The 17590-nt window shown below is 53.9% G+C and carries 13 protein-coding genes, 1 tRNA gene and 1 other RNA gene; 4 read left to right on the top strand and 11 right to left on the bottom strand.

The window, feature by feature from the left end; translation table 11 throughout:
• Positions 1-217 precede the first annotated feature (217 nt).
• The 11 genes from J7J49_RS22110 to betI all read right to left on the bottom strand — a co-directional run bounded on the left by J7J49_RS22110 (position 218) and on the right by betI (position 14884).
• Complete coding sequence (locus J7J49_RS22110) at positions 218-1858, bottom strand: glycerol-3-phosphate dehydrogenase/oxidase (protein WP_215095731.1); 1641 nt, start codon at positions 1856-1858, stop codon at positions 218-220.
• A gap of 127 nt (positions 1859-1985) precedes the next feature.
• Positions 1986-3764, bottom strand: a complete 1779-nt coding sequence (locus J7J49_RS22115) for an ABC transporter substrate-binding protein (protein ID WP_215095733.1) — start codon at positions 3762-3764, stop codon at positions 1986-1988.
• A gap of 134 nt (positions 3765-3898) precedes the next feature.
• Positions 3899-4171: a DUF2160 domain-containing protein gene (locus J7J49_RS22120; RefSeq protein ID WP_064233049.1), complete on the bottom strand. Its 273-nt coding sequence runs from the start codon at positions 4169-4171 to the stop codon at positions 3899-3901.
• 12 nt (positions 4172-4183) lie between these two features.
• A complete protein-coding gene (locus tag J7J49_RS22125) occupies positions 4184-5080 on the bottom strand; it encodes a carbohydrate ABC transporter permease (RefSeq protein ID WP_215095735.1) in 897 nt (298 codons plus the stop codon).
• A gap of 1 nt (position 5081) precedes the next feature.
• Positions 5082-5969, bottom strand: a complete 888-nt coding sequence (locus J7J49_RS22130) for a carbohydrate ABC transporter permease (RefSeq protein ID WP_064233048.1) — start codon at positions 5967-5969, stop codon at positions 5082-5084.
• Complete coding sequence (locus J7J49_RS22135) at positions 5962-7062, bottom strand: ABC transporter ATP-binding protein (RefSeq protein ID WP_215095737.1); 1101 nt, start codon at positions 7060-7062, stop codon at positions 5962-5964. The genes J7J49_RS22130 and J7J49_RS22135 overlap by 8 nt, the downstream gene beginning before the upstream one ends.
• The gene (locus J7J49_RS22140; protein ID WP_215095739.1) at positions 7055-8152 is read right to left on the bottom strand and encodes an ABC transporter ATP-binding protein; all 1098 of its coding nucleotides are present in this window, start codon (positions 8150-8152) and stop codon (positions 7055-7057) included. The genes J7J49_RS22135 and J7J49_RS22140 overlap by 8 nt, the downstream gene beginning before the upstream one ends.
• A gap of 222 nt (positions 8153-8374) precedes the next feature.
• Positions 8375-10855: an acyl-CoA dehydrogenase gene (locus J7J49_RS22145; RefSeq protein ID WP_215095741.1), complete on the bottom strand. Its 2481-nt coding sequence runs from the start codon at positions 10853-10855 to the stop codon at positions 8375-8377.
• Positions 10856-11083: 228 nt separating this feature from the next.
• Positions 11084-12757 (bottom strand): choline dehydrogenase, encoded by a 1674-nt coding sequence (betA, locus tag J7J49_RS22150; protein WP_215095743.1) that lies wholly within the window; start codon positions 12755-12757, stop codon positions 11084-11086.
• Between the two features lie 9 nt (positions 12758-12766).
• Entirely contained in the window at positions 12767-14236 is a 1470-nt protein-coding gene (betB, locus tag J7J49_RS22155) for a betaine-aldehyde dehydrogenase (protein ID WP_215095745.1), read from the bottom strand.
• A gap of 51 nt (positions 14237-14287) precedes the next feature.
• Positions 14288-14884, bottom strand: a complete 597-nt coding sequence (betI, locus tag J7J49_RS22160) for a transcriptional regulator BetI (protein WP_205634132.1) — start codon at positions 14882-14884, stop codon at positions 14288-14290.
• 177 nt (positions 14885-15061) lie between these two features.
• On the opposite strand from betI, the gene J7J49_RS22165 reads away from it, so the two are divergent.
• From J7J49_RS22165 to J7J49_RS22180, 4 genes are all read left to right on the top strand, one after another.
• Positions 15062-16000, top strand: coding sequence for a choline ABC transporter substrate-binding protein (locus tag J7J49_RS22165; RefSeq protein ID WP_215095747.1), 939 nt, complete (start codon positions 15062-15064; stop codon positions 15998-16000).
• Between the two features lie 100 nt (positions 16001-16100).
• A tRNA-Met gene (locus tag J7J49_RS22170) sits at positions 16101-16177 on the top strand.
• A gap of 73 nt (positions 16178-16250) precedes the next feature.
• Positions 16251-16347: signal recognition particle sRNA small type (ffs, locus tag J7J49_RS22175), an RNA gene on the top strand.
• Positions 16348-16968: 621 nt separating this feature from the next.
• Entirely contained in the window at positions 16969-17529 is a 561-nt protein-coding gene (locus J7J49_RS22180; protein WP_064233184.1) for a sugar transferase, read from the top strand.
• The last annotated feature ends 61 nt before the right edge of the window (positions 17530-17590 follow it).

Genomic DNA, 17590 nt, shown 5'->3' on the forward strand with positions numbered 1-17590 from the left:
ACCGTACTGATTGGCCAGACTCCTATAACCCAGCTGTCCTTCTGTGTAACGCTGTACGACTAACAGTTTGAACTCTTCATTATGTTTCGTCATGAAAAACACCCCAATCGTTGGAGGAGTGTCCAACTTTTGGGGTGCAGTTCATGGTATGAGGGGGCTTTTTAAGTTTATTCACTGAATATGTTTAATCATTGAATATATTTAATCAATAAAGAGGTTAAACCACTGAAGAACTAGGCGGTAACGCAGTATCGCGATTTTGTTTAAAATATTGGTTAAAACGCTCGTCAGCGTCGTCGCCAAATAGTACGCGGCATGCCTCTTTTAAGCCTGTGGATTGGCGTAAGTGCTCGTGAGGTACCACCAGTGAGACTTTTGCGCGACGGCGCAGGAAGTCCTCAAGCTGGGTGATCATTTCGTGGTCGCGGGCATGCTCAATTTCGCAGCGGATGTACTCAGTGCCTTCGATTAAAATTTCTCCCTGAGCGGGATCCTGACGAATTTTTTCAAGCATCTGTATGGCTTGATCGGCGTAGCGGCGCCAAAGCCGAGTGGAGAGCAACTCTGACGAGGTAGAGGCCGTCATGGCATCCAGGTTCATGCGCTTGGCTTGATCCATAAATTGCTGCTTCACTGGCTTGGGGGGTTCTCCGTACCACATGAAATTGGGGTCTGACAGTGAAACGCCCAAGTGGCTAATTTCTTCGGCAATCTCATCGCCAACGTTCAAACAGTCGGTCAGCTTGCCGCCAAAGATGCTGATGTGGGCGCTTTCGGTGTTGGTATCGACCACATGCTTGCGGGAGAGTTGAAGAAAGTCGCGATCACTACCCTGGTCATCTTTGATGGCTAACGGTCGAACGCCGCAGCGGGTTGAGATAATGTCGTTCTGGGTAAGTGGTTTAGCTAAGGTTAGGCGCTTATTGATATTTTCCAGCACAAAGGCGATATCGTCAGCGGTAACGTCCACTTCTGGATGCTCCATATGGGTGTCGGTAGTGCCGATACAGGTGCGGTTACCCATGGGAATAACAAAAAATAGCCTGCCATCGTCGGCGAAAAATGCCAGCACTCGCTGAGAATCAGTTAGCTGCGGAACGATGAGGTGGATGCCCTTGGAGTAGAGGTGATGGTGGGTGGTCTTTTGGCCGGTGAGCTCGTTATGCTGATCGACCCAGGGGCCGGCGGCGTTGATCAACACCTTGGCACGTATATCGAAAGTGCTGCCATCCATTACGTTGCGGGCTTTAGTCACCCATAGGTCGCCCTCGCGCTCGGCGCCGAGTGATTCGACATAATTAGCAGCGATGGCGCCATAGTTAAGTGCATGGCGCACAAAGTTAAATACAAAACGGGCGTCATTGTCGTGGAGGTAAGCATCGGAGTACTCGAAGCCGCCAATGGAGTCCTCGATATCAATAATCGGCTCTTGCTGCTTAATTTTGCTCGGCGAGAGCAGGCGCGGCAGTTTCGTGAAGCCATTGCCCATTAACCAATACAGCCAGGTGCCCGCCCACAGGTAGCGAGGTGAGTGGCGGAAACCTTTGGAAATAGTGGTCAGGAAACGAATTTCCTGCACCGTGGAAGGGTAGCTCTTAATCAAGTGATTGCGGCTTTTGCACAGCTTGCGAACCAGCGCGAAATCCTTGCTTTCCATATATTTAATGCCTCCCCACACTAGGTTGGAGGAGTGCATGCTGGTACTGCCCGCGAAGTCGCCGCGGTCAATCAGCGCGACTTTTGCGCCTTTGCCAGCCAGCGCCGCCGCTGTGGCTGCGCCGTTAATACCGCCCCCGATAATCAGGGCATCAAAGGTCTCGTGAGGTAATTTTTCAATGTTTCTATTTCGCAGTTTCATAGCGGATCCAATTAACCAATAAATAGCCCTGTTGCTGTGGGTGTTTTCTGTTGTGCTATGGCCTGCCGCCAATGAAACCCTTGACAGGGCGGGCGGTTGCCCGCCCTGCAAGCGTTACGCGTGGTGATTATTGGCGCGTACCGGCTTCCATCCAGGCTTTCATCATTTCATCGTAAGGAACGGTGGTGCCCTGCGGCATTTCATTATCCAGCTTGGGTTTGGGCGAGCCCTCTTGATCCAGCCAATACTGTGGATCCTGTTCCTCGTTGAGCAATGGCGCGTAGCTGTCGAAGACATTGGCGCGGGCCAGGCGATTCATGGTGCTGTCCATATCCGCTGCCAGCTTATCTAGACCTTCCTGAGGCGTAACTTCACCACTCATGACCGGCGCCAGGTTTTGCCACCACAGCGGCGCCATGCGTGGATAGTCAGGTACGTTGGTACCGGTAGGTGTCCAGTTCGACTCGTTGGGGCTGCGGTAGAATTCCACCAGACCGCCCAGTTTGGGCGCCATTTTGGTCATCTGCTCGGAGAAGATGTCCGATTCACGAATCGGCGTTAAACCGTGCATGAGTTTTTCCAGCGACACCGTTTTAGACACGGTGAACTGGCCGAACAGCCATGCCGCGGTGCGACGGTCTTCCGGCGTTGAGTCGAAGAATGTCCAGGCGCCTACATCCTGATAGCCGACTTTCATGCCCTCTTCCCAGTAAGGCCCAGTAGGGGAAGGTGCCATGCGCCATAGCGGATTGCCCTCATCATCGGTCACAGCGACCGCAGGGTCGGTCATGTCCGCAGTAAAGGCGGTGTACCAGAAGATTTGTTGGGCGATATGGCCTTGAGCAGGCACGGGGCCGGCTTCACCAAAGGTCATACCTTGTGCCTCAGGCGGGGCAAAGTCACGCAGCCAATCGACCGCTTTTTGCATCGCAAATACTGAAGCAGGTGAGTTGGTAGCACCACCACGGCTGACGCTTGCGCCTACCGGCTGGCTGTCTTCGTTAACCCGGATACCCCAGTCATCCACCGGGTTACCGGAAGGGACGCCGGGGCTGCCCATACCTGCCATAGAGAGCCAGGAGTCGTGGAAGCGCCAGCCCAGCGACGGATCGCGGCGGCCGTAATCCATATGGCCATACACCTTGGTGCCGTCTATTTCACCCACATGTTCGGAAAAGAACTCTGCTATGTCCTCATAGGCTGTCCAGTTGGTAGGCACCCCTAAATCGTAGCCGTAAATCTCCCGGAACTGCTCCTGCAGGTCTTCGCGCTGGAACCAGTCATAGCGGAACCAGTAAAGGTTGGCGAACTGCTGAGTGGGCAATTGAAAGAGGCTGCCATCCGGCCCTGTGCCGTACTGCAGGCCAATAAAGTCATCTAAATCCAGCGTTGGCAGGGTGTAGTCGGCCCACTCGTTCTCCATCGCTTCCGACAGGTTGATGGTGGTGCCATAACGAATATGCGTGCCGATGGCGTCGGTGTCATTGACGAAGCCGTCGTAGATGCTGTTGCCCGACTGCATCTGGTTCTGCATGGTGTCCACCACATCACCTTCACCGATGATATTGTGGGTCAGATTGATGCCGGTGAGTTCGCTGAATACTTCTGCAAGCACCTCGCTCTCATAAACGTGAGTCGTGAGACCCTCTGCCACTGTTTGGATATCCATGCCGCGGAAAGGCTCGGCGGCGTTGGCAAACCACATCAGCTCTTCGATCTGCTCTTCGCGGCTCAGGGTTGAGTTTTGGAAGTGCTCGTCGACCAAGCGTTCAGCGATGGCTCGAGTATCCTGCTCCTGCGCTGACAGCGTACCCGATGCCAGCAGCAAGCTGGCAGCGAGGGTTGTCAGTTTGAACTTAGTCAGTGTGGATTTAGTCAGTTTGGATTTATTGTAGAGCTTTTGCATGTTGACCTCGTTTTGTTGTGTTCTTCCTTGATGGCTTGGCCGTCCTTGATACCGATTGAACGCTGGTGGCTGATCTCAAGGGCTATTCCCAAGGGCTGATCCCAAGGGCTATTCCCAAGAGCTGACCCCAAGGGCTAGCCCCAGCGCATTAAAACCAGCAGCCATATGGCTGATACTGCTAGTGCTATCCAAATGGACAGTGAGGTGAAGCCAATCACGCCCAGATGGATAAATGCGGCAGAGAGCAGGCCGATAAACAGCCTATCTCCGCGAGTGGTGGCAATGGGTAAGAAACCTTTGCGCTCGATAGTGGGCGACAAAATCTCCCATACCGTCATACCTGCCAGCATGGCCGCAATTGATGAAAAGAATATGGCGGTGGGCACTGTCCATACCATCCAAGACATAGTGGGATCTCCTCAGGTACGGCCCAGGGCGAAGCCCTTGGCGATATGGTTGCGAACGAAGTAGACCACCAGTATGCCGGGAATAATGGTGAGTACCCCCGCAGCGGCCAGGGTGCCCCAGTCAATCCCCGAGGCTGTGGACGTACGTGTCATGATCATGCCGATGGGTTGCGCATCAGTGGCGGTCAACGTTCGTGCCAGCAGTAGTTCCACCCAGGAGAACATAAACAGGAAGAACAACGTGACGCCGATACCGGAACGGATCATGGGGATAAAAATCTTGACGAAAAAACGCGGAAAGCTGTAGCCGTCGATATAGGCGGTTTCATCGATTTCTTTAGGTACGCTGCTCATAAAGCCTTCCAGAATCCAGATAGCCAGGGGGATATTGAATAGGCAGTGAGCCAACGCGACGGCAATGTGGGTATCAAACAAGCCCACCGAATAGTAGAGCTGGAAGTAGGGCAGCAAGAATACCGCCGGTGGCGCCATTAGGTTGGTCAGCAGCCAGAAAAACAGATGCTTATCGCCAATAAAGGTGTAGCGGCTAAAGGCATAGGCCGCCGGTAACGCGACGCAAATGGTGATGAGCATATTCATCGCCACGTAGATCATCGAGTTAACGTAGCCCATGTACCAGCTTGAGTTGGTGAAGATGCCGATATAGTTATCAAAGGTCAGGTTCTGGGGCCACAGGGTCATGGAGCCAAGAATTTCGCTATTGGTCTGTAGCGACATATTGATTAGCCAGTAAATGGGCAGAATCATCAGCGCCAGATACAGGCCAAGCAAGATGCGCGAGCGCCAGTGGGCACGGGCGGTGCGGTTACGCCGCTTGGCCGGTGACACCTTACTAAAAATCGTGTTGTACTTTTCACCGCGCTGGGTGTTTTCGAGTTGATAGCTCATGTTAAGCACCTCCATGCGGCGGTTTGTCTTTCTGCATATTCATAATGGTGGTGTAGAACACCCAGCTCACCAGCAGTATGACCAGGAAGTAGATCAGCGAGAACGCTGCAGAAGGGCCTAAATCCTGCTGGCCGACCGCCATGGTGGTCAGGGATTGGCTTAAGAAGGTGGTGGCGCTACCCGGCCCGCCACCCGTTAGTACAAAGGGCTCGGCATAGATCATAAAGGAGTGCATAAAGCGCAACAGTACGGCGATCACCAGTACGTTGGTCAGCTTAGGCAGCTGGATATAGCGGAACACCGCCCATTTCGAGGCCCGGTCGATACGCGCTGCCTGGTAGTAAGCTTCGGGAATTGAACGCAGGCCGCTGTAGCACAGCATGGCCACCAGCGGGGTCCAGTGCCATACGTCCATTAAAATGATCGTTACCCAGGCATCGCCCGCATTACGGGTAATATTGTATTCGACACCTAGCTGGCGCAGGCCCCAGCCCATTAAGCCGATATCGCCGCGGGTAAAGATTTGCCAAATACTGCCCACCACGTTCCAAGGGATTAGCAGCGGCAGGGTAATCAGGATCAGCACCGCCGAGGCCTGCCAACCGCGTTTGGGCATAATCAACGCGATGCCGATTCCTAGCGGAATCTGAATAGCGAGAATAATCAGAGAAAACGATATTTGGCGCAGAAATGCCGCCTGCAACGCATCGTCATTGAGCATGCTTTGAAACCACTCGGTGCCGGTAAAGAAGCGTGCGTTGGGGCCGAGCACGTCCTGCACCGAGTAGTTGACTACGGTCATTAGCGGAATGATGGCGGAGAATGCCACCAATACCAGCATGGGCAGCACCAGTAGCCAGGCTCTGTTATTGGGTACTTTGTTATTCATGGCCAGCCTCCACCAGGTATTCATCGATATACAGCGCCACATGGGCAGCGTCGAAGTGCGCAAACGCCGTTTCTCCTACCGGCGGATGGCCTTCGGGCAGACGGGCTTTAAAGGTTTGCTCGTTGAGCTTGAAGGTCAGCAGGGAGTAAGTGCCGAGATCCTGAACGCTGGTCACTAGAATGGGCACGTTATCAGCCGTCTGGCTTGAAGAAATCGCCGTAAACTCGGGACGGATACCCAACTTGATATTGGCCGAGCGAGCATTGGCGACTGCGTGCTTCATCTGTCCACTAACCGGCAGTGGCTGCGAGCCGAACATGACTTGATCGTCCCTAAATTCGACGGCCATAAAGTTCATCCCGGGGCTACCAATAAAGTAACCCACAAAGGTATGCGCCGGGCGCTCGAACAGCTCTCGGGGCGTGCCGAATTGCACCACCTGACCTTCATACATCACGGCAATTTTATCGGCGAAGGTGGAAGCTTCTAGCTGATCGTGGGTCACGTAGATCATGGTGATGTTAAAGCGCTCGTGAATCTCTTTGAGCTTGCGGCGTAGCTTCCACTTAAGCTGTGGGTCGATAACGGTGAGCGGTTCATCAAACAAAATGGCCGTGACGTCATCGCGAACCAAACCGCGGCCCATAGAGACTTTCTGCTTCTCATCGGCGGTCAGGTTTTTGGCTTTGCGATCCAATAGCGGGGTTAGCTCAAGAATATCGGCGACTTCGAGCACCTTGGGTTTCACCCGGTACTCGGGGGTATTCATATTGCGCAGGGGAAAGGCGAGATTGTCGAATACCGTCATGGTGTCGTAGATCACCGGGAACTGAAACACCTGGGCAATATTGCGCTCTTCAGGGGGCAGCTCATTGACTCGCTGACCATCAAACAGCACGTCACCTTCTGAGGGCTCAAGCAGCCCAGAAATAATGTTCAGCAGGGTCGATTTACCGCATCCAGAAGGGCCCAACAGGGCATAGGCGCCCCCTTGATGCCATACGTGATCCATCTGTCTGATGGCGTAATCCGCCGCACCCTTGGGCGTTTTTTCGTAGGAGTGGGCCAGGCCCTTTAGAGTAATCTCAGCCATGGGCAGCTCCTCCCTGACGTGCGGGAATATGTACCGTATGGCCCTGCTTGTCGAAGGCGTAAAGTTGGTGCGTAGGGAAGTACACTTTCAGGGGTTGATTAACACTAAACTGGTGAATGCCCGCTAAGTGCAGAACGAGAGGAAAGCGTTCGTGATGAACATGCAGGAAGGTTTCTGAACCACTGATTTCTGCCACATCTACATGCACATCCAGCGCCAGGTCATCGGTCTGCTGGGGCTGCAGCGTAAGGTGCGACGCCCGCACGCCAAAGTCGTAATCCCCGGGTTTAAGGCGCTTGAGGCCATCATCGCAGGGAAAATGCAGCGATTGGTCGAAGGTGATTTCGTTTTCGGTAAGCTGGCCGGGAACAATATTGATCGGCGGCTCGGAGAACATTTCAGCGCTAAAGCGGCCATTAGGTTCGCGATAGACCTGCTCGGTAGGGCCGTATTGAAGCAGTTTCCCTTCATGCAGTACCGCGGTGTTACCCCCCAGCGCTAGTGCTTCATTGGGCTCGGTGGTGGCGTATACGGCGATGCAGTTACGCGCTTTAAACAGCTCGCGCAGTTCATCGCGTAGCTCTTCACGCAGTTTATAATCCAGGTTGACCAGCGGCTCATCAAACAGAATCAAGTCGGCGTCTTTGACCAGCGCTCGGCCCATGGCAGTGCGCTGCTGCTGGCCGCCGGAAAGCTCCTGGGGGTAACGATTGAGCAGCTGCTCGATATGCAGCATTTCAGCGATTTCGCCAACCCGCTTATCAATTTCGCTTTTAGGCTGTTTGGCTAGTTTGAGTGGCGAAGCAATGTTGTCGTAAACGGTAAGACTGGGGTAGTTGATAAACTGTTGGTACACCATGGAGACATTGCGTTTACGTACTGAGACGTTCGTGACGTCCTTGCCATCCATCATCACTTTGCCGCGGGTGGGTGGCTCAAGCCCCACCATTAAGCGCATCAACGTGGTTTTTCCGGCCAGCGTTCGACCCAACAGTACGTTGAAAGAGCCTGGCTCAAGGGCCAAGTCTATTCCGCTGATATGCGGCACACCGTTAACGATGTGATCGATATTTTGCAAATGTAAGGACATGCCGATCTCGCTAGCGTCGTTGTTATTGGATTATCGAAGAGTCTAGATTGTTTTCGTTTACGAAAGGCTAGTTGATCGTTTGCGAACTTGCAACGCGTTTTTGGCCCATTGGACTACGCATTTAGGCGTAGAAAGTGAAAATTTAGATTGTGAACACAAAAAAGCCGACTCCTGGGCAAAAGAGTCGGCTTTCTTTACAGATAACGCCTTGAAAAATAAGTATTACTTAACGTTTTCTTGTTCCTGCTTAGGCGCTGGCGTCGCGTTGTGATTGATCAGTGTGGATTTGTTCTTGGCAAAGGCATCGTAGGCGAAATCGTCCACGGTGAGCATTTCTAGCACTTCAGCCTCGAAGGTGCGCATAAACTCGGCTTCCTCAGCACTGATCAAGCCTTTTTCCAAGCCAGCCTCAACGCGTGCTTCAGGGTGTAGCGCCGTCTGCGGTAGCTCGCCTTTGGCATAGGCCTTGTTGACGGTGCGATAGATTTTCTCGGCGCGGTCATAATCCACCAGCAGGGCGTTGTAGCGCGCCAGCGGGTTGCGCTGTTCACCGTCGTCCTTGTCCCAGGTGTTTTCCAACAGCTTGGTGCGTAGGGCGCTGTGCGTAGAAACACGCTGGGCGATATCGCGGGCCAGGTCGTCGTGGGGTTTGTTCCAGCGGCGGCCAGTAGGCATCACGACAGCGTTGAGCGTTTTGCCCAGCGCACGGTTGGGTAGATTATCGAAAATCTCCACAAACGCCTGCTCGGCACGCTGGAGCAGGAAACGACAACTGTAGTGCAGTAGCGCCTCTTCGCCTTCTACCTTGCTGCCTGCCTGCCACTGCTTGAGCACCATGGAAGTGAGGTAGAGGTTAGAGAGCACATCCCCCAGCCGCGCAGAGATCATTTCGCGTTTTTTCAGCGCTGAACCCAGGCTCGCCATTGCCGCATCGGCACACAGGCCAAAGCCGGCGGAGAGACGGGCAATATCTTGGGCATAGGCTGCTGCGGGGCCATCGAAGGGTACGCTGGCTTTGCCGATGCCAAACCCGAGGGTAAAGGCCCTCGCCGCGTTGCCAAAGATTAAGCCCGCGTGGCCGAAGAACGCTTTATCAAACGCCTGCATATCGTTAGCGTCTTTTGCCGCCAATTCGTCAAGCACGTAAGGGTGGCAGCGGATCGCGCCCTGGCCAAAGATCATCAGGTTGCGGGTCATGATATTGGCGCCTTCCACGGTAATCGCTACTGGGTTGGCGCTGTAGCCGATACCCAGGTAGTTACGCGGGCCGAGGGTCACCGCCTTGCCGCCGTGAACGTCCATGGCGTCGCTAAGGATGACGCGCTGAAACTCGGTCAACTGGCTTTTCAGAATCGCCGAAGGCACAGCGGGTTTTTCGCCGTGATCGATCATGTTGGCAGTTTGATACACGGTGGCCTGGGAGATATACGCAAGCGCCGCCATGCGAGCGAGGGGCTCTTGCACACCTTCCATTTCGGCCACCGGCACATTGAACTGACGACGAACGCGGGTGAAGCCGCCGCTCCAGCCTAGGGCATAGCGTGCGGTGCCGGTAGCGCCTGATGGCAGCGTGATGCAGCGGCCGATCGAGAGGCACTCCACCAGCATCCGCCAGCCTTGGCCGATCATGTCTGGGCCACCGATGATGGTATCCAGCGGTACAAAGACATCTTTACCAATGATCGGGCCGTTCATAAACGGGCTGCCGATGGGGTGGTGACGGCGGCCGATTTCCATGCCGTCGGTATCGCGGGGAATTAACGCCAGGGTAATACCGCGATCTTCTTCGTCACCGAGCAGTTTTTCCGGGTCAAACAGACGAAAGGCAAGGCCGACCACGGTGGCAATGGGCGCCAGAGTGATCCAGCGTTTTTCGAAGTTAAGGCGCAGGCCAAGTACTTCTTCGCCGTTAATGGTTTGCTTACACACCACGCCAGTGTCGGGCAGCGACGTGGCATCAGAACCTGCACGGGGCCCGGTGAGGCCAAAGCAGGGGATTTCACGACCGTCGGAGAGACGCGGCAGGTAGTGATCTTTTTGCTCTTGGGTGCCGTATTTAAGCAGTAGCTCACCAGGGCCGAGGGAATTGGGCACACCTACGGTGACCATCAGGGTTTCATTGGCGGAGAGCTTCTGCAGCACCATGGACTGCGCTTTGGCTGAGAAGCCAAGTCCGCCGTACTCCTTCGGAATAATCATGCCGAAGAAGCCTTCTGCTTTCAGGAAGTCCCACAGCTGCTGGGGCAGGTCGGCGCGCTCTTGGGCGATATCCCAGTCATTGCACATGCCAGCGGCTTTGGCGCACTGATTGGCCAAGAAGGCTTTTTCATCGTCGCGCAGGCCGTCGTCTTTAAAGGCGAGCAGCTTTTCCCACTGGGGCTTGCCTGAAAATAGCTCGCCGTCCCAAGAAACGCTGCCTGCTTCCAGAGCCGTTCGCTCGGTGGCGGAAACCTTGGGAGCAACTTTTTTAAAGGTGGCGAACAGGCGCGGCGTGAGCCACTTGCGACGAAATGCGGGCAGGCCAGCCACTGCCACGGCAGCTGCGCCAATCAGCAGCAGGACACCAATCACTTCCGCGTCAAACAGCAGGCCAACAAGGCCCAATACGCCAAGCACCGCTAGTGCCGCGGGGGCACCTGCTTCGCGACGCATTACGACGAGCAAGCCAGCAATGGCGAGCACGATAAGGAGTAGGGTGAGCATAGAGTCTCTCTCTGTTGTTGGCCTTTACTGCTGGCCAGCTGTTGTTAGATAAAGCTGATTCGGGAGCGGCAATAAAACCGTTAATCGAACACTTGTTTGAATATTGGCAGATGGAAGCCGCCTCGTGCAAGTATTTAGCCATGTTTAACGCTGCAAATGCGCTGTGCTCATAAAAAAAACGCCATGGCGGCAAGCCATGGCGTTTGGAGTGGTAAACGGAGTAAATGTTCAGGCGCGTTTGGCCGGTGCTCCGTTAGCTACATAGTAGTCAACGCTGGCGCGGGGCAGTGGTTCGTGACCTTTGATGCGGTCGGCGATTTTCTCGGCCAGCATAATGGTGGGGGCATTCAGGTTGCCGGTGGGAATTACCGGGAAGAGTGAGGCATCGACCACACGCAGGCCTTCAATCCCATGGACGCGGCCCTGGCCATCGGTGACGGCCATATCGTCGTTGCCCATCCGGCAGCTGCCGCAGGGGTGGTAGGCGGTTTCGGCGTGCTGTTTGACGAAGGCGTCGAGTTCGGCATCCGACTGCACGTCGGGGCCTGGCGCTATCTCGCGACCGCGGTATTTATCGAACGCTGGCTGGGCGATGATATCGCGGGTGAGGCGAATGGCGTCGCGGAACTCCTGCCAGTCTTTCTCTTTGGCCATGTAGTTGAACAGGATGCTTGGCGCGGCGTGTGGGTCTTTCGAGGTTACGCGAATACGGCCGCGGCTTTCCGAGCGCATAGAGCCAACATGGGCCTGGAAGCCGTGGGCTTGTACCGCGCTTTTGCCATTGTAGCTGATGGCGATGGGCAGAAAGTGGTACTGCAGATTGGGCCACTCTTCTTCATCGCGGCTGCGGATAAAACCACAGGATTCAAACTGGTTGCTGGCGCCCACGCCGGTGCCGTTGAACAGCCACTCGGCGCCAATTTTGGGCTGGTTGTACCACTTCAGCGCTGGGTAGAGCGAAATCGGCTCTTTGCACTCGTACTGGATGTACATCTCCAGGTGATCCTGGAGGTTTTCACCTACACCGGGAAGGGCGTAAACCGTTTCGATACCGAACTCTTTGAGCAGTTCCGGATTACCGATGCCTGAGCGCTGAAGAATCTGTGGGGAAGCAATAGCGCCACCGCACAGCAGCACTTCACGACGGGCGTAGGCCTGCTGTTTTTCGCCTTTCTGTTCATAGCGAACACCCACTGCACGCTTGCCTTCAAACTCAATAACATCGGTGACGGCATGGGTTTCAATAGTGAGGTTGTGGCGCTGTTTGGCAGTATCCAGGTAGCCCCGAGCTGTGGATGCGCGGCGGCCTTTGGGCGTGACGAAGCGGTCCATGGGGCCGAAGCCTTCTTGCTGGTAGCCGTTAACGTCTTCGGTTTCCGGGTAGCCCGCCTGTTTGCCCGCTTCAATAAAAATGCGATAAAGCGGGTTATTAGTGTCTTTAGGTGTGGTCACGCTGACCGGGCCGTCGCCACCGTGGTAGCTGTTGGCGCCGATGTCGCGGGTTTCGCACTTCTTGAAGTAGGGCAGGCAGCTTAGGTAGTCCCAATCTTCAAGGCCGGGCTGCTTGGCCCAGTTGTCGTAATCGAGTGCATTGCCGCGGATATAGCACATGCCGTTAATCAACGAGGAGCCACCCAGGCCTTTGCCACGGCCACACTCCATACGGCGGCCGTCCATATGCGGTTCGGGGTCGGTTTCAAATGCCCAGTTGTAGCGCTTGCCCTGCAATGGGAACGCTAAGGCGGCGGGCATTTGAGTCCGAAAATCAAGGCGATAGTCAGGGCCGCCCGCTTCTAACAGCAGTACGCTGACACTGCTGTCTTCGGTAAGGCGTGTCGCAAGCACATTGCCGGCCGAGCCTGCACCGATAATGATGTAATCAAATTCGCGTGGTTGGGACATAAAAACTCCTTAAAACACTGACTCAAACGGGCCCATTTCAATCTGTACGGACTTGGTTTGGGTATAGTGATTAAGCGTCTCGATGCCGTTTTCACGACCAATACCAGACTCTTTGTAGCCGCCTACCGGCATCTCAGAGGGTGATTCGCCCCAGGTGTTAATCCAGCAGATACCCGCTTCCAGCTGGTGAATCACGCGGTGAGCGCGGTTCAAACTCTCGCTGAAGACACCCGCGGCAAGGCCGTAGGTGGTGTCATTGGCGCGGCGAATAACTTCCGCTTCGTCATCAAAGGCGAGCACCGACATCACCGGGCCGAAGATCTCTTCGCGAACGATACGCATATCGTCGGTGCAGTCGGTGAATACAGTAGGAGCCGCCCAGGCGCCATTGGCAAAGCTGCCAGTGTTCCAGTCGTCGCCACCTACCAGCAAGCGAGCGCCTTGCTCTTTGCCCAGGGCAATATAAGAGAGCACTTTCTCTTGATGCTCGAAGCTGACCAGCGGGCCAAAGTTAACGCTTGGGTCTATGGGGTCGCCTGCTTTGATACGCTTAACGCGCTCTACCAGCTTGGCTTCAAAAGCCTCTTTAACGCTGCGCTCAACAAACACCCGCGTGCCGTTGGTGCAGATTTGGCCGCTGGAGTAGAAGTTGGCCATCATGGCGGCATCGGCCGCGCGATCCAGATCCGCATCTGCAAACACGATCAAAGGTGATTTGCCGCCCAGTTCCATGGTGACGTCTTTTAATGTGGAACTCGCAGCGGCAGCCATGACCTTTTTACCGGTGCCCGCTTCGCCGGTGAATGATACTTTGGCGATGCCGGGGTGCCCGGTTAGCATTGCGCCTACGTGGCCGTCGCCTTGCACCACGTTAAAGACGCCATTGGGAAGGCCTGCCTCGGTGAAGATTTCTGCTAATTTCATCACGGTTAGCGGGGTCACTTCGCTGGGCTTAAACACCACCGCGTTGCCTGCAGCCAGCGCTGGGGCAGCTTTCCAGCAGGCAATTTGAATCGGGTAGTTCCAGGCACCAATCGCGCCGATCACACCCAGCGGTTCGCGGCGGGTATACACAAAGGAGCTATCGCGCAGGGGAATTTGGCTGCCCTCAATAGCGGGGGCTAAACCAGCGTAGTACTCCAACGCATCCGCGCCGGTGACGATATCGACACTAGCGGTTTCGCTGATTGGCTTACCGGTATTGCGGGTTTCCAGTTCGGCAAGTTCGTCGTTGCGTTCTCTTAATAGCGCAACGGCGCGCAGCATAATGCGCGAACGCTCCATGCCGGTCATCGCGGCCCACTCGCGCTGGCCACGTTGGGCGGCGGCAACGGCTGAATCAACATCGGCTTGGCTGGCTTGGCCGATAGTAGCCAACAGGCTGCCATCAAAAGGGTTAGTAACGGTAAACGTGTCGCTTGAAGTGGCGTCTACCTGGCGACCATCAATATAGAGTGGCTGTACGTCTTGAGCGGCCATGTAGGACTCCTTTAATAAGATAAAAAATTTACGGTAAATGTTGGATGTGAGTTATTGGCATCCATAGTGAGCAAAAAGCTGGTCGAGATAGGCGTGGGCAAGAAAACGCGCTTCTTCAGCATCAAGGCCTTCTGGTGTCAGTGCACCGCGCAGCCACAGCCCATCAATCATGGCGGCCAAACCTCGGGCGGCGTTACGGGCCTCTAAGCGGGGCATTACACGCCGGAACTGGTGGCATAAATTGCTATAAAGACGGCGGTCGTTGACGTTTTGCAACCGCTGCAGCATCGGTTTGTGCATGCTGCTGGCCCAGAACGCTAACCAAGTCTTGGCGGCGGGGCCGGTGACCTGCGTGCGATCAAAGTTGCCTTCAATAATGGCACCGATATGGGCGCGGGGAGAGTTGTCTTCTAATGCATGGCGGCGCACCGCAACAGCCGTGGTTAGGTCGGTCAGGATTTGCCGCATGGTCGCTTCCAACAGGCCATCTTTACCGCCAAAGTAGTGGCTGATAATGCCTGCTGAAACGCCCGCATGACGCGCAATGCGCATCACAGTGGTCTCGGCTAGGCCGACTTCATCAATGGCTGCCATGGTCGCGTTAATTAGCTGCTGGCGGCGTATCGGTTCCATTCCCACCTTTGGCACGACGTTCTCCTAAAGAAATTCTCCTAATTCGTTGAATGCCTGACAGGGGTCGATGCTTGAAACCGATGCTTGAAACCCCGGCGTAGACATGATTACCTAACCATGATGGCATTTTTTTATTGAACGTTCAATCAATAAAAAGGCGCCGACAATATTTATTGTTTTAAGGGGACAACGATGATGAGCAGAATTTCTTCACGCTACGCGGGTGCTTTATTACTGGCGGCGGGTTTGCCAACGGCAGCTTACGCCAATGAATGCAGCAGCGTGCGTTTTGCCGAAGTGGGCTGGACAGATATTACCGCCACTACTGCGCTCGCCAGCGAAGTCCTTGAGGGGCTGGGGTATGAGCCGACAGTGGATACAGTTTCCGTACCGATTGCCTACGCTGGTATGCGTAACAATGATTTCGATGTATTCCTGGGTAATTGGATGCCCTCCATGGCCTCCATTAGCGATCCTTACATCGAGCGCGGTGAAGTCGAACGTCTGGCAACTAACTTGGAAGGGGCCAAGTACACACTGGCGGTTCCTCAATACGTTTATGATGCGGGCGTGACGTCGGTTAACGATTTAGCAGAGCACGCAGACCAGTTTGACAGCAGCGTGCACGGTATCGAAGCAGGGAACGACGGCAACGAGCTAATCGAGCAGATGATCGATGACGACGCCTATGGGTTAGGCGATTGGCAGGTGGTCGATTCCAGTGAAGCGGGAATGCTAGCAGAACTGCGCGCCCGGGTGCCCAACGAGCAGTGGATGGTGTTCCTGGGCTGGGAGCCGCACCCCATGAACTCTAACTTCGACATGGCCTATCTTTCTGATGCCGATGATTACTTTGGCCCAGATTTAGGCGGTGCAACGGTGCACACCAATACTCGTGCAGGTTTTGTGGATGAGTGCCCCAATGTAGGAGCGTTATTACGCAATATGACGTTTACCTTGGAAATGGAAAACCAATTGATGAGCGCGATAATGGACGATGGCGTAGACCCTCGTGATGCCGCGCGTGACTACTTGAAAGCCAATGATGGCGTGCTGGATGAGTGGTTAGACGGTGTGACAACCCGCGACGGCGAGCCTGGAGCAGAGGCCGTGCGCGCCGCTATCCAGTAAGGCGGTTTCGATACGCTTTATTGACGACCAAGGCAAGCCGGAATCCGGCTTGCCTTTCGCCATTAAGGTAGGCATAATCTACACCCGTTGATGAGGAAAAGGCTACGTAGCTCAGCTGGTTAGAGCACATCACTCATAATGATGGGGTCCCCTGTTCAAATCAGGGCGTAGCCACCACATCAACCTCAGCACACTCGCTATTGCTGTAAAGCAGTATGTTACATCACAGAGTGTGCCGTTATGGTGGCCCCTTAGGTCCTCCCGCAACGCTAAACTGCGAACCCCGCCAGGCCCGGAAGGGAGCAACGGTAGTGGTGGCTGCGTGTGCCGGGATGTGGCTTTTGGGGCCGCCTCCATTTCAGGCAACTTCTTCGGGCAACAACTTCTTCAGGCAACTTCCCCGCGTTACCCTTTGTACAATTACTACCTGCTCGTGACAGCGTTCGCTGACTTTTCGTATAAACCTTAGTCTGTAGCAAAAGTGTCTCCTTTTGAATCAGATCCTCTTTCGCAGCATAACCACCCGTTTTTTTACAATTACACCCATGCATATCTCGCAGCATAAAAAAATGCCGTTCAGGATTTTACACATTATCTCATCTGGACTGGTTTTTTCGACTGAAATAAACGTAGTGATTCGATGGGGTTTACTACGGATATCCATTAAAAATAGTATTCGTTGTATTGTTTTTTAAGTAAAACGACTAGCGAAAAATACTGCTGATTATTTTTATTTAATTTTTAGATATTACGGCTAGTAAAATAGTCTGATTGGTTATTTTAAAAATCATTAGATTAACCGTTATGGCTATATAAGCACGCAGTTTATATACTACTCACCGAGTGCGCTAATCTTTAATTACTTAAACTGGTTAAAAATAAAGCGCATGGTTGTTGTAGTATAAAATTTACCAAGTCCTTATTTTATAAGGTAATACTTGTGAATTAACCCTGCGAGCTTTGATATCATGACTAAAATACTACGTTTCTTAGATATCTTTTTTGCCGCCACGGGCCTAATGATTGGTCTGCCATTATTATTGATACTAACCATAATTGGCTACTGGGATACGGGGTCACCTCTGTTTTTGCAAGAGCGGGTGGGATATCGTGGTCAGCCCTTTGTACTGGTCAAGTTTCGTACTATGAAGCTTGATACGGCCTGGGTTGCTTCGCATCTTGCAGATTCTTCCTCAATTACCAAATTCGGTCTTTTCTTACGCCGCACCAAGCTGGATGAGTTACCCCAGCTATGGAATGTATTGAAGGGGGATATGAGCCTTGTGGGGCCTCGTCCATGCTTATTCACACAACATGAGTTGATCAAAGAGCGTTCCGAGCGTGGGGTATACAATGTTCGACCGGGTATTACCGGACTGGCGCAAATTAACGACATTGATATGTCTACGCCTCAGTTACTAGCAGAAACGGATCAAAAAATGTTGTCGGCTATGGCGGTGCCAACGTATTTCCGTTACCTGGTGCTAACGGTGATGGGCAGAGGAAGCGGAGATCGGGTGAGGCAATAAAAGCATAAGCACTTCCGTGACCTACAAGGCAAACATTGCATGCAAGCTTTAGCAATCACCG

Source organism: Halomonas sp. ISL-56 (assembly GCF_018612805.1).
In the GTDB taxonomy this organism is placed as follows: domain Bacteria; phylum Pseudomonadota; class Gammaproteobacteria; order Pseudomonadales; family Halomonadaceae; genus Vreelandella.

Coding starts and splice junctions, on each gene's coding strand:
- J7J49_RS22110 (WP_215095731.1), bottom strand. CDS start 1,858: ATGAAACTGCGAAATAGAAACATTGAAAAATTACCTCACGAGACCTTT.
- J7J49_RS22115 (WP_215095733.1), bottom strand. CDS start 3,764: ATGCAAAAGCTCTACAATAAATCCAAACTGACTAAATCCACACTGACT.
- J7J49_RS22120 (WP_064233049.1), bottom strand. CDS start 4,171: ATGTCTTGGATGGTATGGACAGTGCCCACCGCCATATTCTTTTCATCA.
- J7J49_RS22125 (WP_215095735.1), bottom strand. CDS start 5,080: ATGAGCTATCAACTCGAAAACACCCAGCGCGGTGAAAAGTACAACACG.
- J7J49_RS22130 (WP_064233048.1), bottom strand. CDS start 5,969: ATGAATAACAAAGTACCCAATAACAGAGCCTGGCTACTGGTGCTGCCC.
- J7J49_RS22135 (WP_215095737.1), bottom strand. CDS start 7,062: ATGGCTGAGATTACTCTAAAGGGCCTGGCCCACTCCTACGAAAAAACG.
- J7J49_RS22140 (WP_215095739.1), bottom strand. CDS start 8,152: ATGTCCTTACATTTGCAAAATATCGATCACATCGTTAACGGTGTGCCG.
- J7J49_RS22145 (WP_215095741.1), bottom strand. CDS start 10,855: ATGCTCACCCTACTCCTTATCGTGCTCGCCATTGCTGGCTTGCTCGTC.
- betA (WP_215095743.1), bottom strand. CDS start 12,757: ATGTCCCAACCACGCGAATTTGATTACATCATTATCGGTGCAGGCTCG.
- betB (WP_215095745.1), bottom strand. CDS start 14,236: ATGGCCGCTCAAGACGTACAGCCACTCTATATTGATGGTCGCCAGGTA.
- J7J49_RS22165 (WP_215095747.1), top strand. CDS start 15,062: ATGATGAGCAGAATTTCTTCACGCTACGCGGGTGCTTTATTACTGGCG.
- J7J49_RS22180 (WP_064233184.1), top strand. CDS start 16,969: ATGACTAAAATACTACGTTTCTTAGATATCTTTTTTGCCGCCACGGGC.